The organism is Sulfitobacter sp. W074 (assembly GCF_025142275.1).
Lineage (GTDB): Bacteria > Pseudomonadota > Alphaproteobacteria > Rhodobacterales > Rhodobacteraceae > Sulfitobacter > Sulfitobacter profundi.
Map to the genome: position 1 here is coordinate 1,558,980 of NZ_CP081130.1, position 23,841 is coordinate 1,582,820.

Sequence of the window (23,841 nt, forward strand, 5' to 3'; positions counted from 1 at the left end):
GCGCGCCACAGCGCCGCCCCGCAAGCTATTGCCTTAATTCGACATTTGCCGCCCTCGCTGCCCCGCGCGGGCTTTGGTCGGCTTGCATTACCCCGCGTAATGCGGTTGTAATCCCGCAAGGAGGCAGTCGGCTTTCCCAAGAACAACACGCGAGGAGCACCGTGATGGCAAACCCCCTTTATGACACTCTGTTTGGCCGTCACGCTGGCAAAACGACGGCCTTTCTTCATCTCGAAGGCGGGGTGACGCTGACCCATGCGGGTTTTCTGGGCCGGGCCGCCCGTTTTGCCCATGTGCTGACCGAGTTGGGGGTGAAGCCCGGCGACCGGCTGGCGGTACAGATCGACAAATCCGCCGATGCGCTGGCGCTCTATGCCGCCTGCGTGCAGACGGGGGTGATCTTTTTGCCGCTCAATACCGCCTATACCGCGGATGAGGTGCGCTATTTCGTGACCGACAGCGGGGCCGCGGCCTTTGTCTGCCAGCCCGCGCGCCGCGATGAAATGGCACCGCTGGCTAGGGATACAGGGTGCCAGCTTGAGACGCTTGGTACGGAGAACGATGGCAGCTTTGCGGATCGCGCCACCTCGGCTTCCGACAAGTTCGAAACCGTCGCGCGGGCGGCGGATGACCTTGCGGCCTTCCTCTATACCTCGGGCACCACGGGGCGCTCGAAGGGGGCAATGCTGACGCAGGCGAACCTTTTGTCGAACGCGCAGACGCTGGCCGATCTGTGGCGTTTCACCAACGCGGACGTGCTGCTGCATGCGCTGCCGATCTTTCACACGCACGGGCTGTTCGTGGCGACCAATGTGACGCTGGTGGCGGGGGGCGCGATGATCTTTATGCCCAAGCTCGACATCGACCGGTTGATCGATCGGATGCCCCACGCCACCGCGATGATGGGCGTACCGACCTTCTACACCCGGCTTTTGGACGACGCGATTTTCACCCGTGAGACGACAGCGAACATGCGGCTGTTCATCTCGGGGTCGGCTCCGCTTTTGGCCGAAACTCATGTCGATTTTGAAGAACGCACCGGCCACCGTATCCTTGAGCGTTACGGCATGACCGAGACCAATATGAACACCTCCAACCCCTATGAGGGCGAGCGCCGTGCGGGCACCGTGGGCCTGCCGCTGCCGGATGTGGAGTTGAAAATCACCGACCCCGAAACCGGCGCGACCCTGCCGGACGGAGAGATAGGCAGCATCGAAGTACGTGGCCCGAATGTCTTCAAGGGCTATTGGCAGATGCCCGAGAAAACCGCCGCCGAACTGCGCGAAGATGGCTTTTTCATCACCGGCGATCTGGGGCGGCGCGATGCGGATGGCTATGTGACCATCGTGGGCCGCGACAAAGACCTGATCATCTCGGGCGGCTATAATATCTACCCTAAGGAGGTCGAACTGCTGCTCGACGACCAACCGGGCGTGCTGGAAAGCGCGGTGTTCGGCGTGCCGCATCCCGATTTCGGGGAAAGCGTGGTGGCGGTGTTGGTGGCGCGCCGGGGCGCGAAGCTGGATCTTGCGCAGATCGCCGGGGATGTGGCCGGATCGCTGGCCAAGTTCAAACGACCCGCCAAGCTGATCGTCCTGCCGGAATTGCCGCGCAACACGATGGGCAAGGTGCAAAAGAACGTGCTGCGCGACACCTACCGGGACTTGTTTCAACCGGGGTAGGGGCGCCCGAGGGCCATTCTAGCGGGCATAGGGGCGGCGGTATCGCCATCCCACGGGGCAGGACTGCGGTGTAACCTGCGACAATCTGGCGTTTAATGCCCGGTTTCGCTTGAGGTGCCGGGAAAATTTCTACAGAACGTGGTGACCTTTCAGTCCGCCAGATCAGGAGTTCGCGTGTCCCTCTTCCTTATCGTTGCCTTGCCCTTCTTGGGCGCATTGTTACCCGGACTGATGAATTCCGCAGGGCGTCAAGCCTGCGCCGGGGTGACCTTTATGGTGACCCTCGTGGCGCTGGTGGGGTTGCTAACGCATCTGCCTGCCGTGCTGGCGGGCGAATTGGTCACCGCGCGGGTTGATTGGATTCCGCAGCTTGGCCTGAACCTGACCTTGATGCTCGACAGCCTCGGCTTTTTCTTTGCCTGTCTGATCCTTGGCATCGGTCTGTTGATCATCGCCTATGCGCGGTCTTACCTGTCACGCGACGATCATATGGGTGAGTTTTTCACCTATCTGCTGCTGTTCCAAGGCGCGATGGTCGGTATCGTTCTGAGCGATAACGTGTTGATCTTGCTGATCTTCTGGGAGCTAACCTCGCTGTCGTCCTTCCTGCTGATCGGCTATTGGAAACACCTGCCCGAAGGCCGCCAAGGTGCGCGAATGGCGCTGACCGTGACCGGCATGGGCGGCCTTGCGATGATCGGTGGCATGTTGCTGCTGGGTCAAATCGTCGGCAGCTATGACCTGAGCGTGATCCTCGACAACCGCGAGATGATCCAAGCCTCGCCGCTCTATCTGCCCGCGCTGATCCTGATCCTCTTGGGCTGTTTCACCAAATCGGCGCAGTTCCCGTTCCACTTCTGGCTGCCCCACGCCATGGCAGCACCAACGCCGGTCTCGGCCTATCTGCACTCCGCCACGATGGTGAAGGCGGGGATTTTCCTGATGGCGCGGATGTGGCCGGTGCTGTCTGGCACGCCGGAATGGTTCGTCATCGTCACCACGGCGGGTCTGATCACCATGGTGCTGGGCGCGGTGATTGCGCTGTTTAAACATGACCTAAAGGCGCTGCTGGCCTTTTCGACCGTCAGCCACCTTGGTCTGATCACCATGCTTTTGGGCACCGGCACGGCCTTTGGCGCGATGGCGGCGGTGTTTCACATCTTGAACCACGCGACCTTTAAGGCCGCGCTCTTTATGTCGGCGGGGATCGTGGATCACGCGGTGCATACCCGTGACATCCGCCGTTTGGGCGGGCTGCGGCATCTGATGCCGGTGACTTTTGTCATTGCCACGCTGGCGGCGCTGTCGATGGCGGGGATCCCGCTGCTCAACGGCTTCCTGTCGAAAGAGATGATGCTGGAAGAGACCCTGCACACGACGCTCTTTGACATGCCTTGGCTGGTGCCGGGGCTTGCGACCTTTGGCGCGCTCTTCTCGGCGGCCTATAGCTTCCGGCTGATCGGCCATACCTTCCTTGGCAAAGAGCGTGACGACTATCCCGACCATCCGCATGACCCTAAGCCCGGCCTGTGGCTGCCGCCTGCGCTCTTGATCATCCCCGTGGTGGTGATCGGCCTTGCGCCTTTCCTCGCCGAGCCTTTCGTGAAGCTGGTGACCGCCTCCGTCCTCGGCGGCGCGGCCGAGATGCCTTCGGCGCATTTCAAAATCTGGCACGGGCTGGGTCCGGCGTTGTATATGTCGATCATCGCGGTTGTTGGTGGCCTGATCCTGCTGGCGCTTTTCACCCCGCTTCTGCGTGTTTGGGATGCCACGCCCCGGCCCGAGGCCAAGTCGATCTTTGACCGCGTCATCGCGGCCTTTGTCGGCCTGTCGCAGGCGATTTCGCTGCGTCTGCACGACGGGGCGTTCTCGCGCTATGCCGCGATCATGGCGGTGACCGTGGTTGTGGTGGGCTATTTCGCTTGGGCCACCGGCACTGTGGGGGCGGCGACCCGCGAGTTGCAGCCGACCAATGCGGTTCAGATCGCGGGCTGGCTGATGCTGGTGGCGGCGGCCTGCGGCTTGGTGTTCTTGCACCGCAACCGCCTGTTGTCGCTGATCTTGATCGGCATCGTGGGGCTGATCGTCTCGGCTGGTTTTGTCTTCTTCAGCGCGCCCGACTTGGCGATGACCCAGCTGACGGTCGAGGTGGTCACGATCATCTTGTTGCTCTTGGCGCTGAACTTCCTGCCCAACCGCACACCGATTGAAAGCAGCGTGCTGCGTCGGACGCGCGACGTTGTGGTCTCCCTCGCGGCGGGGGCGGCGACCATGGCGCTGTCTTATCACTACCTGCTGCGTGACACCGTCGCACCAAGCATTTCCGAATTCCACCTTGCCAACTCCTACAAGGGCGGCGGCGGCACCAATGTGGTGAACGTGATCCTTGTCGATTTCCGGGGCTTTGACACCTATGGTGAGATCATCGTTCTGGGCATCGCCGCGCTGCTGATCTATGCGCTGACCGAAACGCTGCTGTCGGGCCCCGTTCGGGCGCGTTTGCTGAACCGCAAGCCAGACCAGCCGCGGGCAGGGGACCGGCACCCGATGATGATGGTGGTCATGACCCGCGTTATCATGCCAGTGGTGCTGATGGTGGGTTTCTACATCTTCCTGCGTGGCCATAACGAGCCGGGCGGCGGTTTCATCGCCGGGCTGATCGTGTCGATCGCGGTGGTGATGCAATATATGGCAAGCGGCTTTGCTTGGGCTTCGGCGCGGCTGCGCTATCCCTATCACGGGATCATCGGCACCGGCGTCTTGATCGCGGGGCTGACGGGGATCGGGTCGTGGCTCTTTGCCAAACCTTTCCTGACTTCGGATTTCACCTATGTGCGCATCCCGCCTTTCGACAAGTTCGAACTGGCCACTGCCGCGCTCTTTGACCTTGGCGTGTTCCTTGCCGTTGTCGGGGCGGTGATGCTGTCGCTGGAAAGCTTCTCGCGGCTGGCCCGCCGGGCGCATGTGCCTGAGGCCGACCATCCGATGGACATCGACCCATCGCGCGAAGACACCACCAAGGCGGAGGCATAAACATGGAACTTCTCGTCGCATCCGCCATCGGCATTCTGACGGCCTCTGGCCTCTATCTTGTGCTGCGCTTGCGGAGCTTTCCCGTCATCATGGGCACATCGCTGCTGACCTATGCGGTGAACGTCTTTCTCTTTGCCTCGGGCCGTTTGACCGTGGGCGCGCCGCCGATCCTGACGGACGCCGCGCGCTATACCGATCCGCTGCCGCAAGCGCTGGTGCTGACCGCCATCGTGATTTCATTCGGCATGACCGCCGTGGTGGTGATGATCGCCCTCGGAGCCTATCTGGGCAACAATGACGACCATGTCGACGACCCGCTGACTGATACCAAGGCGGAGGACCGCACATGACCCATTGGCTGATCCTGCCCATCGTGCTGCCCGCATTTATTGCGCCCTTCATCATTCTGGCCGCACGCTATCACATCACCATCCAGCGGGTGCTGTCGCTGTTCGGGGCGCTGGCGCTGGTCGCCGTGGGCCTTGGCCTGTCGCTTGAGGCGTCGAGCGGCGATGTCATGCTCTACCGTCTCAGCGATTGGGCAGCACCCTTTGGCATCGTGTTGGTGGGCGACCGTCTGTCGACGCTGATGGTGACGTTGACGGCGGTGCTGGCGCTCTTCGTGCTGCTCTATGTCATCGGCTCGAAATGGGACGAACGCGGGCGGCATTTTCACGCGCTGTTCCAGTTCCAGTTGATGGGCATCATGGGCGCTTTCCTGACGGGCGACCTTTTCAACCTCTTCGTCTTTTTCGAAGTGCTGCTGATCGCTTCCTACGGGTTGATGATCCACGCCGGCGGCACGCCGCGGTTGCGGGCCGGGGTGCAATATGTGCTCTATAACCTCTTGGGCTCGACGCTGTTTCTCTTTGCGCTTGGGGCTATCTATGCCGAGACGGGGACGCTCAACATGGCCGATCTGGCACAGCGGGTGGCCTTGATTGATGCAGGCGCGACCGTGGGTATCCGCATCGCAGCGGTGCTGCTCTTGATGGTCTTCGCGGTCAAAGCGGCCGTGGTGCCGCTGCACTTCTGGCTGCCTTCGAGCTATGCCGAAGCGCCCGGCCCGGTGGCGGCGCTCTTCGCCATCATGACCAAAGTCGGCGCCTATGCGATCATCCGCGTCTATACGCTGATCTTCCCGCCAGACCTTGCCGCCACGGCGGACCTGCACACCACATGGCTGCTGCCTGCCGCGCTGCTGTCGCTGGCGCTTGGCATGATCGGCGTGCTGGCGGCAAAGCAGTTGGACCGTATGGTGGCCTTTTCGGTGATCGGGTCGATGGGGATGGTGATGATCTCGATTGCGCTGTTTACCCCCGAGGGGATCGCGGCGGCACTTTACTATATCGTGCATTCGACACTGGCGGCGGGCGCGCTGTTCCTGATTGCCGATCTGGCGCGGGCGGGGCGCGATAACCTTGATCTGACGGCGCAGCCGCAGGTGGCGGGGGCCAAGCTGACTTCGGCCCTGTTCTTTGTCGCGGCCATCGCCATGGTCGGCGTGCCGCCGCTTTCGGGCTTTCTGGGCAAATTGCTGATCATGGATGCCGCTGCCGAGAATGATTATTGGGTCTGGATCTGGGCCGTGATCTTGGGCGCGAGCCTTTTGAGCCTCGTGGGCTTTGGCCGCGCGGGCAGCATGGTTTTTTGGAAGTCGCGCAGTGTCGCGCCACCAGACGGGGCCACCCCAGCCGAGGCACCATCGGCACTGAGCTATGTGGCCGTGGGTGGCCTGCTGGCCCTTTTGGTTGCGCATACGCTGCTGGCCGGCCCCGCCACACAATATGCCACGGCGATCTCGAACCAATTGTTCGGGCCAGAGCGTTACCTGAGCACCGTGCTGGAGACCCCCGGCAAGCTGTCGGACGGCAAAGAGGAGGCCCATTGATATGATGCGACCGATCCGTTGGCTCTTGCCGCACCCGTTTCTGACCCTGTTGCTCACCGTTGTGTGGATTCTGCTGCAAAACAAGTTCAGCGCAGGCATGCTTGTCTTTGGTCTGATCCTCGGGATCGTGATCCCGGTGCTGACCGCGCGGTGGTGGACCGACCGGCCCCAAGGCATTCGCCCGCTGCGCATGATCGCCTATGTGATCTTGGTCCTGTGGGATATCATCATCGCCAATATCCAAGTGGCGTGGATCATCCTGACCAAATCCAACGCCAGCATGTCGCCCGCCTGGGTTGTCGTGCCGCTGGACCTGAAAGAACCCGAAGCGATCACGATCCTTGCGGGCACCATCACCCTGACCCCCGGCACCGTTTCGGCGGATCTGTCGGACAACGGGCGCTACCTGCTGGTACACGCGCTGGACGCCACTGACCCCGACGCCGTGCGCGATGAGATCAAAGACCGCTACGAACGCCGCTTGAAGGAGATTTTCGTATGACCCAAGCGACCGACCTTTTGACCCTTGCGCTTTATGGTGCCCTGACCTTGGTCGCCATCGCGCAGTTCATGGCGATGATCCGGCTGTGGATCGGCCCCGGCACCGGGGACCGCATTCTGGCGCTGGACACGATGTTCATCAATGCCATCGGCATCATCGTGCTTTTGGGCATCCTGCAAGGCACGCAGATCTATTTCGAGGCGGCGCTGATCATCGCCATGCTGGGTTTCGTCTCAACCGTGGCCTATGCCCGGTTCGTCTTGCGCGGAGATATCATCGAATGAGCCCCGACATCATCGCCACCTATTTTATCATCGTGCTGCTGGTGATCGGCAGTTTCTTCGTGCTTGTCGCCGGGATTGGCTTGCTCAAGCTGAACGACCCGATGACCCGCCTGCATGCGCCGACCAAGGCCGCGACGCTGGGGATCGGGGCCTATCTGTTGGCGGCCATGGTGAGTTCGTTTCTGTCTGGTACGGGGTCGCTGCATGAACTGCTGATCATGGCCTTCATCTTTGTCACGGCTCCGGTTTCGGCAAATTTCATGGCCAAGGCGAATATCCACCGGCGCGATTGCTTGCCGCATCCGCCGGAACTGCCGGATGGCGATACGTGGGCCACGCTCAATGTGCCGGAAGAAGACCGCGAGATCGAAGAGACTTCGCCCAACGCCTAAACCACGGCAGCAAGGGTCGGATTCATTTCAAACTGTTACGATGGTGGAAACCTTTTCCTGCCAGCATAGGTTAATGGGCGGCGCCGCCCAACCGAAGCTGACCGAAAGGAGCCCGCCATATGCGTTTGACCGCGATCCTCTTGATGTTGTTTCTGCCCTTCGCTGCAGCGGCCCAAGACCGTGTGGCGATGGTGATTGGCATCTCTGCCTATGAGGATGCCGCCCCGCTTGACGGGCCGCGCGCCGATGCCGCGCTGCTGACCCAAACGTTAGAGGGGCAGGGGTTCGATGTTACCACGCTGATCGACACGGATAGCGCCACGTTCAAACGGGAACTCTCTGATTTTGCCTTTCAGGCCGAAACGTCGGATATTGCCTTGATCTACTACGCGGGTCGCCGCGTCGCCTCGGGCGGGCAGAGCTATCTGATCCCGGTCGATGCGCCCTTGGCCCCGGCCTCGTCGCTGCGGCAACAGGGGGTGGCGCTGCCCGCGCTGCTGCGTGCGGCGGGCAAGGCGCGACAGATACGGCTTGTTTTGCTTGATAACTGCCATGCCGCCCCGCGCCAGTCGACCGCCCCGCTGCCGCCGCCCGAGCCGCGCCTTGGCACGCTGGTCGTCACCTCCGGTGAGGTGGGCGCCTGTGACATGGGCGGTGAAAACGCGGGCCTTTTCGCGGCCACATTGGCCGAGGTTTTGACCGAGCCGGATGTCGAAGTCGGCGCCATGCTGGACGAATTTCGCGCCACGCTGCGCAGCCGTAGCGGCGGCAGCCTCTCCGCCCGGCGCTTTGGGCGGCTGACCCCGACGCCAGCTTTCATCGCAGAGACGGACAGTGCGGATGCGGCCCCGCAGACATGGGGGGATTTGGACCCCGCGCAAAGCCAGCGCTTGGCCGAATTGGCGCGGCAAGGGGACACCCGATCCCAACTTGGTCTCGCCGCGCTGCAAAGCGACCCTGACGATCCGCGCTATGACCCGGAAACCGCTGTGGCCCAACTGATGCGGGCGGTAGAGACCGGCTCTGCCGAGGCGCGGTATCAGCTTGCACAACTCTACGAAGAAGGGCGCGGCGTCGGTCAGGATGAGGCCCGCGCCATGGCCCTTTATCGCGACGCCGCCGAGCGGGGCCATGCCGGCGCGCTGAACGATCTGGGGTTCATCCATCTGCAGGGCGAATTGGGGCAGGAAACCGATTCCGATCTGGCGCTGGACTATTTCCGCCGCGCAGCCGATAGGCGACACCCGGCGGCGATGTTCAACTTTGCCGCGATGATCGACGATGGCAAAGTGCCCGGTCGCGGGGCCGCGGATGCGGCGCTCTATCTCTATCGCGCGCTGCGGGCGGGGGACGGCACGCTCCTGGGGCTGATGCAGGATGAGCCCAAACTTTTCAACAGCGAGACCCGCAAAGCCCTGCAACGCAAACTTTCGGATTTCGGATTTTACGACGGCGCGATTGACGGGCTTTACGGCGAGGGAACCCAAGCCGCGATCCGTGCGGCATTTGGGATGAAAGCGGCAGAGGGGCAGGGAGAAGCCCCTGAAACCGTTGAGGAAACGCGAAGGGCCGACACCCTCGAAGCGCCCCCGTCAACGCCCGCCACGCCCGTGGCTGCGCCTGCTCAGACGCCCGCCGCCCCCGCCGAAGAGACCCCGAAGATTGACGCCGAACCCGAGCCGGGTGCTGACCAAAATGTCACCCCGGTTCTGCGCCCGAAACAGGCCGCGCGGGAGTGAGTTTTGAAACAAGTAGTATTGCTTTTTGCCCTCCAGTAAGTTGGCAAAATTAATCCGGTTGCAATATCGCGGCCGATGGCTTTTGATTGGCGCATCAGTCAATAAAAACTTCTCTGGGGAGAACACCAATGAAAAAACTGCTTATGACATCCGCTCTGGCGACGGTCGCCGCGACCTCGCTGGCTGCTGCTGAATGCAACGAAGTCACCTTCTCCGACGTGGGTTGGACCGATATCACAGCGACAACCGCCGCCGCCTCTGTTGTGCTGGACGCGCTTGGCTATGATACCGAGACCAAGATCCTCGCCGTGCCGGTGACCTACACCTCCATGGCGTCGGGCGACATCGACGTGTTTCTGGGCAACTGGATGCCCACCATGGAAGGCGACATCGCGAAGTACCGCGAAGAAGGCAGCGTCGACACCGTGCGCGCCAACCTTGAAGGCGCGAAATACACGCTGGCTGTGAACAAAGCCGCCGCCGACATGGGCATCAAGACCTTCGCCGACATCGCCGCCAACGCGGATGCGCTGGAAGGTGAAATCTATGGCATTGAGCCCGGCAATGACGGCAACCGTCTGATCCAGTCGATGATCGACGAGAATGCATTTGAACTGGGCGAGTTCGAGGTCGTTGAATCCTCCGAGCAGGGGATGCTGGCCCAAGTCCAGCGCGCCACCCGCAAAGAAGAGCCCGTTGTCTTTCTTGGTTGGGAGCCGCACCCGATGAACGCCAACTTCGATCTGACCTATCTGGAAGGCGGCGATGACTACTTCGGCCCCGATCTGGGCGGTGCGACGGTCTATACCAACACCCGCGCCGGTTTTGTTGAGGAATGCCCGAACCTTGGTAAATTCCTAAACAACCTCGAGTTCACGCTTGAAATGGAGAATGAGATCATGGGCGCGATCCTTGATGACGGCGAAAAGCCGGAAGAGGCAGCCGCCGCTTGGATCAAAGCGAACTCCGACGTGCTCAGCACTTGGCTGGACGGTGTGACCACCGTCGATGGTGGCGACGCGATGGAAGCTGTCGCTTCGCTGAAGTGATCATCGCGATATGATGGAAAAGACCCGCCCCAAAGCGATGGGGCGGGTCATTCTCATGCGCAATTCTCCAATCCTGAAGGACTGACATGGACTGGCTGACAGAAAACAAGATTCCCGTGGCCGATGTGGCCGAAGACGCGCTGGATTGGTTGCAAACGAACGGAGCGTGGTTCTTTGACGGGTTGTCGGACCTGATGGAACGGCTGATCGACGCGATCCTCTGGGTGCTGCAAACCCCGCACCCGCTGATCCTCATCGCCGTCTTCGCAGCGATCACTTGGGGCATCCAGCGGAACTGGAAAACCGTGGCCTTTGTGGTGCTTGGTTTCCTTTTCATCCTCAACCAAGACTACTGGGAAGAGACGATGGAGAGCCTGACGCTGGTGCTCTCGGCCTGTGTGGTCTGTATGGGTGTGGGCGTGCCGATTGGCATCGCCGTGGCGCATCGGCCCCGGCTGTATGCTTGGGTGGCCCCGGTTTTGGACCTGATGCAGACGCTGCCGACCTTCGTCTATCTGATCCCCGCAATTGTCTTTTTCGGTATCGGCATGGTGCCGGGCCTGATCGCCACGGTGATCTTTGTTCTGCCCGCGCCGATCCGGCTGACGCAATTGGGCATCTCTTCGACGCCCAAGGCGCTGCTTGAGGCCGCGCAGGCGTTTGGTGCCAAGCCGCGCCAGACCCTGTGGAAGATCGAACTGCCCTATGCGCTGCCGCAGATCATGACGGGTCTGAACCAGACCATCATGCTGTCGCTGTCGATGGTGGTGATCGCCGCACTTGTCGGGGCAGATGGGTTGGGCGTGCCTGTGGTGCGTGCCTTGAACCAAGTGAACACAGGCTTGGGATTTGAATCCGGGTTGGTGATCGTCGTCGTGGCGATCATGCTTGACCGTATCCTGCGGGTGGGACGGAAATGAATAAAGCAGTAGAATTCGACAATGTATCCATCGTCTTTGGCGACAAGCCTGAAAAGGCTTTGCCGCTGATGGACGAAGGCCAAAGCCGTGCCGAGATTAAAGCGGCGACCGGGCAGGTGCTGGGCGTGCATGATTGCTCACTCACCGTCGAGAATGGCGAGATCCTTGTGCTGATGGGTCTTTCGGGCTCGGGCAAATCGACGCTTTTGCGCGCGGTGAATGGGCTTAACCCGATGGTGCGCGGCACGGTGCATGTGCATGACGAAAACTGGTCTTGTGACATCCACGCTAGCAATGCCGCAGAGCTGCGCCGCGTGCGCCGTGAATGCGTGTCGATGGTGTTTCAGCAGTTCGGCCTACTGCCATGGCGCACGGTGCGCGACAATGTGGCGCTTGGGTTGGAACTGTCGAATGTCCCCAAGGCCGAGCGGCTGGAACGGGCCGAGCGGCAGTTGAAACTGGTGAGCCTCAGCGATTGGGCCGACCGCAAGGTGGGCGAGCTTTCGGGCGGGATGCAGCAGCGTGTGGGGCTTGCCCGCGCCTTTGCCACCGAAGCGCCGATTTTGCTGATGGATGAGCCATTCTCGGCGCTCGACCCGCTGATACGCACGCGGCTGCAGGACGAACTGCTGGACCTGCAGCGCGAATTGAACCGCACGATCATCTTCGTGAGCCACGACCTTGACGAAGCCTTCAAGCTGGGCGGGCGCATCGCCATCATGGAAGGCGGGCGGATTGTGCAGATCGGCACGCCGCGTGAAATCTTCTCGAACCCCGCCTCGGACTATGTGGCGGAGTTTGTGGCCAATATGAACCCGCTGGAGGTTCTGACCGCGCGCGACGTGATGGGCGTGATTGACGGCGCTCCGACGCAGGGCGAAACCACGGCAGAGACCCCGGTGCGTGCGTTGATGGAGCGGCTGCGCGGGGCGGATGCGGCGATTGCGGTGATGGAAGAAGGCACGCAGATCGGGACGGTCACGGCGCATAGCATCGTGGACCGGCTCAAGGCCTAGGCCGGGATCTGACAAAACGCAAAAGGCGCCGCCCGGCTTGGCTGGGCGGCGCCTTTTGCTATTGAAAGCGGTGGTTATGTGGCCGCTGCGGTGCCCAAGGTCTTTAGGATCGGACAGTCGGGTCGATCATCCCCGGCGCAGTCGCGGACCAGCGTGCTCAGCGTGTCGCGCATTTCTTGCAGGCCGCTGATCTTGGCCTCGATCTGCGCCAGATGCTCTTTGGCGATGGCGCGCACGTCGGCACTGGCGCGGTTTTTGTCCTCCCAGAGGGCCAGCAGGTTGCGGCAATCCTCGATGCTGAAACCCAAGGTTCTGGCGCGGCCCAAAAAGGCCAGCTTGTGCATCTCGCTTTCGCGAAAGGCGCGGTAGCCGTTGGCATCCCGCAGCGGTTTGACCAATCCGATATCTTCGTAATAGCGGATGGTTTTCGGCGGCAGGCCCGTATGTTGTGAGACTTCTCCGATGTTCATGGTGCGCTCCTATTCTGCGGCCACGGGGGCGGTGGCCCGGGGGCCGTGTGAGGGGGTTGCGTTTTCTGCCAAGGGGGCGGCAATCCAGCGCAGGCGCAGGGCATTGCTGAGGACAAAAACGCTCGACAGGGCCATCGCTCCGGCGGCCAGAGCGGGCGACAGAAGCCAGCCGGTCAGCGGATAGAATGCACCCGCGGCGACCGGGATCAGCAGCACGTTGTAGCCAAAGGCCCAAAAGAGGTTCTGTCGGATATTCGCCATGCTGCGCTGGCTCACGTCGATGGCATTGACCACGCCGCGCAGGTCCCCGGACATCAGCACCACATCTGCGGCTTCGATCGCCACATCGGTGCCGGTGCCGATGGCGAGCCCGACATCGGCCTGGGCGAGGGCGGGGGCGTCATTGATGCCGTCGCCCACGAAAGCGATGCGGTTGTCGCCCTCTCTGAGCTTGTCGATGGCGGCCACTTTGCCGTCTGGCAGCACTTCGGCGATGACCCAATCGATGCCCAGTTGCGCCGCGATGGCGTCTGCCGTGACCCGGTTGTCGCCAGTGATCATCGCCACGTTGAGATTGAGGTCATGCAGCCGCGCGATGGCTTCCGGCGTGCCGGGTTTGATCGGGTCGGCCACGGCGATCACCGCCGCCAGCTGACCGTCTAGCGCGGCGTAGAGCGGGGTTTTCCCGGCCTTTGCCAATTCCGCCGCGATCCGCCCGGTGTCGCCCAGATCGATCCCGTCGCGGGTCATAAGGCGGTCCGCACCCAATGTGACCCGGCGGCCCATGACGGTCGCGCTGACGCCAAAACCAGTGTGGGATTGGAAATCGCTGACCTCGCTCGGTACTGGGCCCGCAGCTTCTGCACGCCGCAGGATGGCTTGGGCGATGGGATGTTCCGAGCGCGCCTCGACCGCGCCGATCAGGGGCAGTAACTCAGCCTCGGGCAGGTCGTTCATCATCACCAGATCGGTCAGTTCGGGCGTGCCCTTGGTCAGCGTGCCGGTCTTGTCCAAAGCGACAGTCTTGACGCTTTGCAGGCTTTGCAAGGCATCGCCTTGCCGGAACAGGACGCCCAGTTGCGCCGCGCGCCCGGTGCCGACCATGATTGAGGTCGGCGTGGCCAGACCCATGGCGCAGGGGCAGGCGATGATCAGTACCGCTACCGCCGCCACCAAAGCGTGGCTAAGCGATGGGCCGAAGGCGAGCCAGACCCCAAAGGTCACCAGCGCCACGGCGATCACCACCGGGACGAACCACAGGGTGATGCGGTTGACCAAGTCCTGAATGGGCAGCTTTGCGCCTTGGGCCTCTTCGACCATGCGGATGATCTGCGCCAATACAGTGTCACCGCCCACTTTGGTGGCGCGGTAGGTCAGGCTGCCGGTGCCGTTGACCGTGCCGCCGACAACCTCTGTCCCCTTGGCTTTTTCCACCGGCACAGGCTCGCCGGTGATCATGCTTTCGTCGACATAGGATTGCCCGTCGACGACGACGCCATCGGTGGCGATCTTCTCGCCCGGGCGGAGGTAGATGATATCGCCCGCGACGATCTTGTCCAACGGCAACTCAACGACTGTGCCATCCCGCTCGACCCTTGCGCTGCTGGCGCGCAGGCCCATAAGCTTGGTAATCGCGGCCCCGGTTTGCCCCTTGGCGCGGGCCTCAAGGTAGCGGCCCAGCAAGATCAGCGTCACGATCACGGCGGCTGCTTCGAAATAGACCACGCGGCTGCCCTCGGGCAGGGCCCCCGGCGCAAAGAGCGCGGTGACCGAAAAGAGCCATGCCGCCCCCGATCCAAGCGCCACGAGAGAGTTCATATCCGGCGCGCCTTTCGCCAGAGCGCGCAGGCCATTGCTATAGAAATGCCGCCCCGGCCACGCCAGCACGAGGGTGGTGAGGATGAATTGGATGAACCAGCTTGTTTCCATTCCGATGTTTGCGGCGATCCAGGAGTGAAATGCGGGGATCAGATGGCCGCCCATCTCCAGCACGAAGACCGGCAGGGTGAGCGCAGCCGCCAAGAGAGTCATTCGTTTGAGATGGTTGGCCTCCGCTGCTTTGCGCGCGGCCGCGTCGGGGCTGCCGGCGTCCGGCGCGTCGATGCTCGCGGGATAACCCGCCTGCGCCGCCGCTTCACGCAGGGCGGGCAACAAATCGGCATCCTCCAAGGTCTCGACTTGCGCCTCTTCGCTGGCAAGGTTCACCGAGGCCGAGATCACACCAGGCACCGCCAAAAGCGCCCGTTCCACACGGCCCACGCATGAGGCGCAGCTCATGTTAGATAGCCGCAGGCGGTGGGTGGTCTTGCGCGGGGGGTAGCCCGCCTGCGCCAGAGCCGCATCTATCTTTGCCGCGTCAAAACCCGGTTCTGTCGTCACCCGCACATTCTCTGCCGCTAGGTTCACCCGTGCCTCGTGCAGCCCATCCAGCGCGTTCAGCGCTTTCTCCACACGTCCGACACAAGACGCGCAACTCATGTTTTGCACGCCAAAAGTGAGTGTATCTGCTTTGCCCATTTCACGTCCTCTATCCGTCATTTGCCGAATATGGGGCTTCCAGTCGCTGGAGGGTCAAGGGGGGATTTTGAAAAAATGAGCAAGGGGCCGAGGGGGAGGCGAATCACGGTTAACAGCAGGCCGAAGCGGGGCAGGGGCTGGGGCCGTTTTGGGGAGCGGCAAAGGCGTAGCGGTATATGCGAAGGTAGTATCGGCGCCTAGTCATCTGCCACCTGTCTGACCGGAAGCATATCTTAATACCTTTCTGCGTAAGTCCTCCCAACCCGCTTCGTCGCTAAGCTGTTTTAAAGGTTCATTGCTAGGCTGCTTTAAAAGATTGTGAGCAAAGATATGCATTTTTATTTTCATTTTCTCGGCTTGTTCGTGGCGCAGGGTTTGCGCTCTCTCACCGCTTGGGGCGGGCGGGAGACAGGGCTGCGGGTGATCTCGAAGGCGCTCTTTTCCCTGCTTCCGTTCGCCTTGCTGACCAAGGTCGCCGTGGCCCAGCAGTTGATTCTAAATCCTGTCGCCGCCCCCACTGTGGTCGGGGCGGGCATTGGTGAGCGGGCCTTGTGGCGCAACGCGGGCACGGTTGGCGGGGTGACGGTCGATATTGTTGGTGAGATGATCTTTACGGGTCGGGATCATGTTTTCGCCACTGGCAATGGACAGATCCAGATCACCTCGACCGGACAAGACCCTCATTTCATGGATTTCTTCATCTATGAGGCAGGCACCCATAACATCTCGACCAACACGGGCGGCGTGCCGGTGGTGGCGGATGTCTTTTTTCAGATCAATGACATTGATGGGCCGCTGAATGAGCAGGTCTATGTAAATATTTGCGACGGGACGGTCGAATATGTTCGGATTGACCGCAGTGCGACCACCTATCGCGGCTATATCGAAGGGCCGGACGCGAACCTCGGGACAGAGGTGTTCTATCTCGCTGGGGATCGCAATTATAGCAACCAGCCGGTATCGGGTTTGGAAATCTTCTACCCGCAGACCTCGACCTTTCGCTTTGGCCGGACCGCCAACAACGGCTTCCTCGTCCGGCTTGCTAATCCAACCTATGACGAAGCGCAGACCTATGACCTGAAATGTGGTGACTTCAAAGCACCGGTTCTTCAGGACGACGTGAAAGAGCAGGTGCTGAGCGAGCCTGTGGTGGTGAACATCCTGTTCAATGACAGCGTCGCGACCGAAAATAACAATGCGCCCGCCAATAATTCCGGGCAGCCCAGCGAATATTCCAAACAGGCCATCGATCTGATCCCGCCCGCCGGGGCGCAGAATATCGTGACCGATTCCGAAGGCCATCGGGTGGGTTTCGATGTCTTGGGAGAGGGCACGTGGAGCTATGATGATCTGACCGGAGAGTTGACCTTTACCCCCTTCGTGGCCTTTTTTGCCGCGCCGACGCCGATCGGCTACCGCTATCAATCGCCCATCATCCTGCCCAATGAGCCGCGGGCCTATTCGGCCCCGGCGCAGGTCTCGATCGATGTGGGCTCTGTCGGTCTGCTGAAACTTGCGCAATTGGTCGATGCCAACCTGAACGGCTATGCCGACCCGGGAGAGACGATCGCCTATGTCTTTACCGCTGAGAACTTTGGCAATGTCGATCTGACCAATGTGCAGCTTGCCGAAACGCAGTTCAGCGGCAAAGGCGTGCCGCCCGTGATCACCTTTCAGGCCGCGACATCGCTGTCGCCCGAAGGCACGCTTTTGGTTGGCGAAAAGGCCGTCTATACGGCGACCTACACATTGGTGCCCGAAGATTTGGACACCACGATCAGCAACCAAGCGGAGGTCACTGCCGAGACGCCGGGCGGGACGGTTGTCTCGGACCTGTCGGATTCCGAAAATCCCGGCGACGGGGATGGTGTCGCGTCCAACGGGCCAGGCGAGGGGCGCGATGACCCCACGACGATCTACGCAGGCTCCGGCCCCGACCGGGGCGATGCGCCGGTCACCTATGGCGATCCGCAGCACGCGGATACCGCGCAATACTGGATCGGCGCGCTCAACGGTGATGGCGACGGGTCGGCACAGCATTCCGTCGATGGCACGGGCGATGACCTCGACGGCAAGGATGACGAGGACGAAGAGAGCTTTCCCCAGCTCTACGGCGATCTGACCCGCACCGTAACCGTGGTGGTGAACGAGCCCACGCCCGGCACCGGATATTTGCAGGCCTTTGTCGATTTCGGCGGCGATGGCCTCTTTCTTGGCGATCAGGTCGCGACCGATATCCAAGACGGCGGGGCGCAGGATCTCGATGGGCTGGTGAATGGTGAAATTTCATTCCCCGTCAGCGTGCCGGTCACGGCGGTGCTGACCCCGACTTTCGTCCGACTGCGCTGGTCCTCAACGCCTGGGCTGGACGCGATCACCCCCGCCCCCGATGGGGAAGTCGAAGACTATGGCATTACCATCAGAACACCGCCCGACGCCGACCGCGGCGATGCCCCTGCCAGCTATGGCGATCCGCAGCATATCATCGAAGGCCCCGGCGCGTCGGAGGTCTATCTGGGCAGCACAGCGCCCGATATCGATCTTTTGGCGCAGAACTCCATCGGGGCCACGGGCGACGATACCGATGGGTCGGATGACGAAGACGGGGTGACCTTGCCACAGTTCTATCGCGGCGGGTTGGCCGAGATCACAGTGGCGGTCAGCGATCTGGCCGGAGCGCCGGGGTCTTCTTATCTTCAAGCCTTCATCGATTTTGATGGCGACGGCACCTTTAACCAAGCCGGAGAGCAGGTCGCGCTGAACCTGCAAGACGGCGGTCTGCTGGATAAGGATGGTCTGACCAATGGGACAATCCTTTTCGAGGTGGCGGTGCCCGCAGGGGCGACCACATTGCCCACCTACGCCCGTTTTCGCTGGTCGACGGACAGCACCGGCCTTGCCACTGCTTTCGAAGGGGAGGTGGAAGACTACACGCTGACCATCTCCAGCGATCCGCCACCGCTGGTCTGCGATGCCTCGCTCTATGCCATCGTCGACAGACCTTCTACACTGGTGCGTATGACCTTCCGCGATAGCGGCGGCAGCTACGCCACGACGGTTGAGGCTTCTGGCAGCACCGGGCAGAACCGCGATGGCGCTTGGGGCTACAACGCGCTGGATGGCTATATCTATGGCGTGGAGCAGAACACCCGCAGGCTCTACCGGATTGATGGGGCTGGCGACATCACGGATTTCGGCAACATCCCCGGCGCGGACGATGCGCTGAACGCCGGGGATATTCTACCCAATGGGCGACTGATCTACGAAGTTGATCCAAACACATGGCAGATCGTTGATCTGACCAACCCTGCCGCACCGATTGTATTGGGTGACATCGCACTCACCATCGGAGTCAATGCGGAAGACCTCGCCTTTAATCCCGTCGACGGCATCATGTATGGGATCGACAGGAACTCGGGCTTTTTGTTCCGCGCGGCGGTCAACAACGGCACACCGGGGAGCGTGACACCGCAGGCGATTGGCCCTGCCGTCTATGCGGGCGAGTTCGATGCGCTGTGGTTTGACCGTGATGGCAGGCTCTATGGCTATTCCAACACCACCAACAATCTTTTCGTGATTTCGACGGCGACGGGTGTGCCGCAACTGGTTTCCGGCATTCCCTTTGACGAAGGCGGGCGCAGCGATGGCGTCTCCTGTCGGGGGCCAGCACCGATCCCGCTGGGGGGCATTTCGGGCAACATCTATGAGGACGCGGATGCATCGGACGTGAAGGACAATGGGGAGACCAATTTCGGGGCGGGCGTGGGCATCTCGGTCTTTGCCGACAATGGCACCCCGGCCAATACCGCCGATGATATCTTTCTTGTCACAACGGATACTTTGGCCGATGGCACCTATGCGGTGGGTGACCTGATGGTGAACACGACCTACCGCGTCGCGCTGGATGAGGCGGACCCTGATCTGCCCTCGGGGCTGACCATCGGCACCTCTAACCCGCTGATTGGCGTCCCGGTTTCCGGCAATAGCGTGACCAGTGACCAAGACTTCGGGTTCGATCCGGCGGGCAGTGATCTTGAACTCAGCAAAATCGCCGCCGCGACCGGGACGACGACGCCGATCACAAATGTCTCGGAAGGGGACACGATTGATTGGATCATTACGATCACCAATGTCAGCGGCGGCTCGCCCTCGGGCGTCAAGGTGATTGACCAAATACCAAGCGGCTTTGCCTATGTCTCGGACGATGCGCCCGCGACCGGGGATACCTATGACCCCGATACCGGGTTGTGGTTCGTGGATGAACTGCTCAGCGGGGCGAGCGAGACCCTGACCATCACCACCACGGTGCTTGGCAGCGGTGATTTCACCAACCAGGCCGAGATCATCTATAGCTCGCTGCCCGATCCCGACAGCGATCCCAATACGGGGCCGTTGACCGATGACCTGTTCGACCAGCTGCCCGATGACGACGAAGCGTCCTATTCCGTGAACCTTGTGACAGGTGAGCGGATCCTGACGGGCCGTGTCTTCATCGACAATGGGGCGGGCGGCGGCACCGCGCATGACGCGCTGCGCAATGGCAGCGAAGAAGGGGCGTCTTCGGCGGTGTTGGAGATCCTCGACAGTGGCGGCGCGGTGCTGGCCACCCCCGGGCTGGCGACGGATGGCACGTGGAGCTATGGGCTCTCCGGCGCCTATAGCGGTCCGATCACGATCCGTGCGATCCCGGCCAATAACTACCGCGCGATTTCCGAAGCCGCGGCAGGTCTGCCCGACCTGGTGAACGCCAACCCCCATGACGGTGAATTTACCTTCACCCCTGAGGCTTTCGGCAATCGCATGGGACTGGATATCGGCCTGTTGCAACTGCCCAGCCTGACCAACGACCAAACCACGACGGTCGCTCAGGGGCAGGTCGCGACCCTGCCGCATATCTATACCGCAACCTCCGAAGGGCAGGTGACCTTCTCCTACGCCGGTGCCACCTCGACCCCAACCGGCGCGTTCAGCGCGGCACTTTTCCAAGACATCGGCTGTGACGACAGTGTCGATGGGCCGATCACCGGTCCCATCGCGGTCACGACGGGGCAAACCGTCTGTATCGTCTCGCGGGTTTCTGCCGGGTCTGGCGCTGGGCAGGGCAGTACCTATGTCTATCAGGTGCTGGCGGCCACGGCCTTTGCGCGCACCACGGTGACCAGTTCGGCCAGCAACACCGACGAAGTCTCGGTCGGGGGGCAATCGACCCAGATCGAGCTGCGCAAAACGGTGGAGAATGAGACCCAAGGCACCGGTGAAGGGACCATCAACCTTGGCGGTGTGAATGATATCCTGCTTTACCGAATATACCTGCGCAACAATGCGACCACCCAGGCATCAAACGTCAAGATTTACGACATGACCCCACCCTATACGGAGCTGTCGGAATCCATCGTCGATCCGCAACAGGTGTCACCCAACCTCAGTTGTGATTTGGTGCGGCCAGCAAGCAACCTGGCAGGCTATGCCGGGGCGATCGAGTGGAACTGCACCGGGCAGATGTTGCCGGGTGAGACCGGGGCAGTGCAGTTCAGGGTTGGCATTCAATAGGCCGCGGGCCCAGCGGCAAGGCTCATGCCGGGGCGCCGCGATGCTCCGGCGTTTCGGCCTTTTCCGCTCGGCCTTTTCCGCCCGGTCTTTCCCGCCGGGGCTTTTCCCGCCGGGGCCTTACTCCGCTCAGGCCTTAATCCGCGTCGCGCGCCAACCGCAGACCCATCATCTGCCAGCGTTGATGCGGATAGAAAAACGTCCGGTAGCTCGGGCGCAACTGTTGCTTTGGCGTGGCGCACGATCCGCCGCGCAAAACGCGCTGGTTGACCATGAACTTGCCATTGTATTCGCCCAAAGCACCCTCAGGCGGGCGGAAACCGGGGTAGGGGGCAAAGTCAGAGGCGGTCCACTCCCAGACATCGCCCCAAATGCCATTGCCGGGCAGGGGGCGTAGGGCGCCGATGGCATCGGCATCGCCCATCAGATTGCCGTTGATCGGCAAATCGCGAAAGGCAACTTCATGCTCGGCTTCGGTGGGCAAACGGCCCCCGGCCCAACGGGCAAAGGCTTCGGCCTCATAATAGCTGACGTGGACCACCGGCGCATCGAGCGCTACGGGCTGTGGTCCGCGCAGGGTAAAGGTCCACCATGCGCCATCCTGCTGCCACCAGTAGAGCGGATGCGCCCATGCTTCGCGCTGCGCTACGGCATGGCCTTCCATCAGCCATAGCCGCGCGTCGCTGTACCCGCCGTCCTCCATGAAAGCGATCCATTCGCGGTTGGTCACCGGACGGTCGGAAATCTCAAAGGGGTCGAGCCAGACCCTGTGGCGCGGCCCTTCGCAATCATAGGCAAAGCCGCCCCCCTCATGGCCAATCTCAACAAGACCGCCCCTGTAGCGGCTGAAATTGAGTGGCATTTCGTCGGTGACCGCCAGCGGCTCGGGGTCTTTGTAGGTGGGCAGCAAAGGGTTAAAACTCAGCCCGTGAAGCAGGTCGGTGATCAACAGCTCCTGATGCTGCATCTCATGGTGGCAGCCCAGTTCAACCAGTTGAGCGATCTCATCGGCATCGTCGCGGCTGGCGTTCATCAGATCGTTCAGGCTGTTCTCCACATGATCGCGATAGGCCCCCACCGCGGCGCCATCGGGGCGCGAGACCAATCCGCGTTTGTCACGCGCATGACGCGGTCCAGCCTGCACATAGTAGGAGTTGAACAGCACCGCGAAACGGTCATCGGGCGAGCGATAGTCAGCGACCCGGGGTTTGATGATGAACTCCTCAAAGAACCACGTCGTATGGGCCAGATGCCATTTCACCGGAGAGGCATCCTCCATGCTTTGCAGCATCATGTCTTCGGGACAAAGCGGCGCTGCCAAAGCCTGCGTCCGGCTGCGGGTGGTGGCGAAAAGGCTCAAGGCCTCATCAGGGGACATCGGCTGGGGTTTGGCGTTCATTTCGGGCGCTCCTTTGATGGTCCGCAGACAGGGTCCACTATGGGCAAATTTAAGGCCGCCGCGTAGATTTCAAGCGATAACAGATGCTCACCATTTGGTATGGGCCGCTTTGGCGGCGCCGTGAGCCCGCTATCGCTTGCCTTTCCGCGTGGAGCCTGCAATCCGTTGCGTAAGCAAAACAGGCCCCCTGCCGCCACGTACAACTGCCCAAAGGACCACCCCATGACCCAGTTCTGCCTGACCGTGACTTGCCCCTCGAAACGGGGGATCGTCGCCGCCATCGCCAATTACATCGCCGAAACCGGGTGCAATATCACCGACAGCGCGCAGTTCGACGACACGGAGAACGGCCAGTTTTTCATGCGCATCAGCGCAGAGGCGGAAACCGGGGCCACGCTTGAGAACCTGCGCGACGGGTTTGATGCGGTCGCAGAACCCTTTGGCATGACCTATGATTTCCATGACCAAGACACCACGATGAAGGTCGTGGTCATGGTCTCTCGCTTTGGCCATTGTCTGAACGATCTGCTCTACCGGGTGCGGATCGGAGCCCTCCCGATTGAGATCGTCGCCGTGATTTCGAACCACATGGACTATCAAAAGGTGGTGGCGAACCATGACATTCCGTTTCATTGCATCAAGGTAACCAAGAACAACAAGCCGCAGGCAGAGGCGCGGATCATGGAGGTGGTAGAGGATACCGGCGCGGAACTGGTCGTGCTGGCGCGCTACATGCAGATCCTGTCGGATGCAATGTGTCAGAAAATGTCGGGCCGGATCATCAACATCCACCACTCTTTCCTGCCGTCTTTCAAGGGGGCGAACCCCTATAAACAGGCCTATGAGCGGGGCGTGAAATTGATCGGTGCCACGTCGCATTACGTCACCGCCGATTTGGACGAAGGACCGATTATCGAACAGGACACCGTACGGGTCACCCATGCGCAAAGCGCCTCTGACTATGTGTCGCTGGGCCGTGACGTTGAGGCCAGCGTCCTGGCGCGGGCGATCCACGCCCATGCCCATCAACGGGTCTTTCTGAATGGGAATAAAACCGTGGTCTTTCCGGCATCGCCGGGCAGCTACAGTTCCAAGCTGATGGGGTAAGCGCCACGGCCCCGCGTTCGCCGAAACTGGTGTGATCGCGGGGCCTTGGGGGCGAGCAATGCGCACAGGCATCCGTAAACCGCGGGCGGCAGGTATCGGATCAGCGTGAGGATAAGTGTTTCATCTGGCGGGAAAAGTGGTGCCCCCACACGGACTCGAACCGCGGACCTACTGATTACAAATCAGTTGCTCTACCAGCTGAGCTATAGGGGCACTGAGGGCTCATTTAGAGAAATGGCGCGGGGGGTGCAAGAGGGGAAATGAGAGTTTCTTTCGGATTTTACACGCGGCGC

Annotated in this window: 16 protein-coding genes and 1 tRNA gene; 13 read left to right on the forward strand and 4 right to left on the reverse strand. The window is 61.5% G+C overall.

The annotated features are described in order from the left end of the window. Positions 1–164 precede the first annotated feature (164 nt). From K3762_RS07710 to choV, 11 genes are all read left to right on the forward strand, one after another. Entirely contained in the window at positions 165–1,682 is a 1,518-nt protein-coding gene (locus K3762_RS07710; protein WP_260012633.1) for a malonyl-CoA synthase, read from the forward strand. Positions 1,683–1,856: 174 nt separating this feature from the next. Then, entirely contained in the window at positions 1,857–4,715 is a 2,859-nt protein-coding gene (locus tag K3762_RS07715; RefSeq protein ID WP_132443640.1) for a monovalent cation/H+ antiporter subunit A, read from the forward strand. Positions 4,716–4,717: 2 nt separating this feature from the next. Then, a complete protein-coding gene (locus K3762_RS07720; protein ID WP_120350813.1) occupies positions 4,718–5,065 on the forward strand; it encodes a Na+/H+ antiporter subunit C in 348 nt (115 codons plus the stop codon). Next, positions 5,062–6,606, forward strand: a complete 1,545-nt coding sequence (locus K3762_RS07725) for a monovalent cation/H+ antiporter subunit D (protein ID WP_120350814.1) — start codon at positions 5,062–5,064, stop codon at positions 6,604–6,606. Before K3762_RS07720 ends, K3762_RS07725 begins: the two co-directional genes overlap by 4 nt. Position 6,607: 1 nt before the next feature. Beyond that, a complete protein-coding gene (locus K3762_RS07730; protein WP_067630869.1) occupies positions 6,608–7,108 on the forward strand; it encodes a Na+/H+ antiporter subunit E in 501 nt (166 codons plus the stop codon). Next, positions 7,105–7,392: a K+/H+ antiporter subunit F gene (locus K3762_RS07735; protein ID WP_067630872.1), complete on the forward strand. Its 288-nt coding sequence runs from the start codon at positions 7,105–7,107 to the stop codon at positions 7,390–7,392. Before K3762_RS07730 ends, K3762_RS07735 begins: the two co-directional genes overlap by 4 nt. After that, positions 7,389–7,784 carry a monovalent cation/H(+) antiporter subunit G gene (gene mnhG, locus K3762_RS07740; protein WP_067630875.1) on the forward strand — a complete coding sequence of 132 codons (396 nt, stop codon included), beginning with the start codon at positions 7,389–7,391 and terminating at the stop codon, positions 7,782–7,784. Before K3762_RS07735 ends, mnhG begins: the two co-directional genes overlap by 4 nt. A 119-nt stretch (positions 7,785–7,903) precedes the next feature. Continuing rightward, a complete protein-coding gene (locus K3762_RS07745) occupies positions 7,904–9,523 on the forward strand; it encodes a caspase family protein (protein WP_132443639.1) in 1,620 nt (539 codons plus the stop codon). A gap of 128 nt (positions 9,524–9,651) precedes the next feature. Further along, positions 9,652–10,572 carry a choline ABC transporter substrate-binding protein gene (locus tag K3762_RS07750; RefSeq protein WP_120350816.1) on the forward strand — a complete coding sequence of 307 codons (921 nt, stop codon included), beginning with the start codon at positions 9,652–9,654 and terminating at the stop codon, positions 10,570–10,572. 86 nt (positions 10,573–10,658) lie between these two features. Continuing rightward, complete coding sequence (gene choW / locus K3762_RS07755; protein ID WP_067626912.1) at positions 10,659–11,492, forward strand: choline ABC transporter permease subunit; 834 nt, start codon at positions 10,659–10,661, stop codon at positions 11,490–11,492. Beyond that, positions 11,489–12,508 (forward strand): choline ABC transporter ATP-binding protein, encoded by a 1,020-nt coding sequence (gene choV / locus K3762_RS07760; RefSeq protein ID WP_260012637.1) that lies wholly within the window; start codon positions 11,489–11,491, stop codon positions 12,506–12,508. The genes choW and choV overlap by 4 nt, the downstream gene beginning before the upstream one ends. 74 nt (positions 12,509–12,582) lie before the next feature. On the opposite strand, the gene cueR is transcribed toward choV, so the two are convergent. Then, entirely contained in the window at positions 12,583–12,978 is a 396-nt protein-coding gene (gene cueR / locus K3762_RS07765; protein WP_120350818.1) for a Cu(I)-responsive transcriptional regulator, read from the reverse strand. 9 nt (positions 12,979–12,987) lie between these two features. After that, a complete protein-coding gene (locus K3762_RS07770; RefSeq protein ID WP_132443637.1) occupies positions 12,988–15,495 on the reverse strand; it encodes a heavy metal translocating P-type ATPase in 2,508 nt (835 codons plus the stop codon). Between the two features lie 330 nt (positions 15,496–15,825). Here K3762_RS07770 and K3762_RS07775 point away from each other — a divergent pair, with 330 nt between their 5' ends. Continuing rightward, the gene (locus K3762_RS07775) at positions 15,826–21,045 is read left to right on the forward strand and encodes a DUF11 domain-containing protein (protein ID WP_260012640.1); all 5,220 of its coding nucleotides are present in this window, start codon (positions 15,826–15,828) and stop codon (positions 21,043–21,045) included. A 133-nt stretch (positions 21,046–21,178) separates the two neighbouring features. On the opposite strand, the gene egtB is transcribed toward K3762_RS07775, so the two are convergent. After that, complete coding sequence (egtB, locus tag K3762_RS07780) at positions 21,179–22,441, reverse strand: ergothioneine biosynthesis protein EgtB (protein ID WP_260012643.1); 1,263 nt, start codon at positions 22,439–22,441, stop codon at positions 21,179–21,181. 222 nt (positions 22,442–22,663) lie between these two features. On the opposite strand from egtB, the gene purU reads away from it, so the two are divergent. Then, positions 22,664–23,548 (forward strand): formyltetrahydrofolate deformylase, encoded by an 885-nt coding sequence (gene purU, locus K3762_RS07785; RefSeq protein ID WP_132443634.1) that lies wholly within the window; start codon positions 22,664–22,666, stop codon positions 23,546–23,548. A gap of 137 nt (positions 23,549–23,685) precedes the next feature. On the opposite strand, the gene K3762_RS07790 is transcribed toward purU, so the two are convergent. Next, positions 23,686–23,761 (reverse strand) — tRNA-Thr (locus K3762_RS07790). Positions 23,762–23,841 lie beyond the last annotated feature (80 nt).

What these genes read in the sequence shown, in the direction of transcription:
- K3762_RS07775 (WP_260012640.1), top strand. Translation starts at nt 15,826, where the DNA reads ATGCATTTTTATTTTCATTTTCTCGGCTTGTTCGTGGCGCAGGGTTTG.
- purU (WP_132443634.1), top strand. Translation starts at nt 22,664, where the DNA reads ATGACCCAGTTCTGCCTGACCGTGACTTGCCCCTCGAAACGGGGGATC.
- mnhG (WP_067630875.1), top strand. Translation starts at nt 7,389, where the DNA reads ATGAGCCCCGACATCATCGCCACCTATTTTATCATCGTGCTGCTGGTG.
- K3762_RS07725 (WP_120350814.1), top strand. Translation starts at nt 5,062, where the DNA reads ATGACCCATTGGCTGATCCTGCCCATCGTGCTGCCCGCATTTATTGCG.
- choV (WP_260012637.1), top strand. Translation starts at nt 11,489, where the DNA reads ATGAATAAAGCAGTAGAATTCGACAATGTATCCATCGTCTTTGGCGAC.
- K3762_RS07730 (WP_067630869.1), top strand. Translation starts at nt 6,608, where the DNA reads ATGATGCGACCGATCCGTTGGCTCTTGCCGCACCCGTTTCTGACCCTG.
- K3762_RS07720 (WP_120350813.1), top strand. Translation starts at nt 4,718, where the DNA reads ATGGAACTTCTCGTCGCATCCGCCATCGGCATTCTGACGGCCTCTGGC.
- K3762_RS07745 (WP_132443639.1), top strand. Translation starts at nt 7,904, where the DNA reads ATGCGTTTGACCGCGATCCTCTTGATGTTGTTTCTGCCCTTCGCTGCA.
- cueR (WP_120350818.1), bottom strand. Translation starts at nt 12,978, where the DNA reads ATGAACATCGGAGAAGTCTCACAACATACGGGCCTGCCGCCGAAAACC.
- egtB (WP_260012643.1), bottom strand. Translation starts at nt 22,441, where the DNA reads ATGAACGCCAAACCCCAGCCGATGTCCCCTGATGAGGCCTTGAGCCTT.
- K3762_RS07735 (WP_067630872.1), top strand. Translation starts at nt 7,105, where the DNA reads ATGACCCAAGCGACCGACCTTTTGACCCTTGCGCTTTATGGTGCCCTG.
- choW (WP_067626912.1), top strand. Translation starts at nt 10,659, where the DNA reads ATGGACTGGCTGACAGAAAACAAGATTCCCGTGGCCGATGTGGCCGAA.
- K3762_RS07770 (WP_132443637.1), bottom strand. Translation starts at nt 15,495, where the DNA reads ATGGGCAAAGCAGATACACTCACTTTTGGCGTGCAAAACATGAGTTGC.
- K3762_RS07750 (WP_120350816.1), top strand. Translation starts at nt 9,652, where the DNA reads ATGAAAAAACTGCTTATGACATCCGCTCTGGCGACGGTCGCCGCGACC.
- K3762_RS07710 (WP_260012633.1), top strand. Translation starts at nt 165, where the DNA reads ATGGCAAACCCCCTTTATGACACTCTGTTTGGCCGTCACGCTGGCAAA.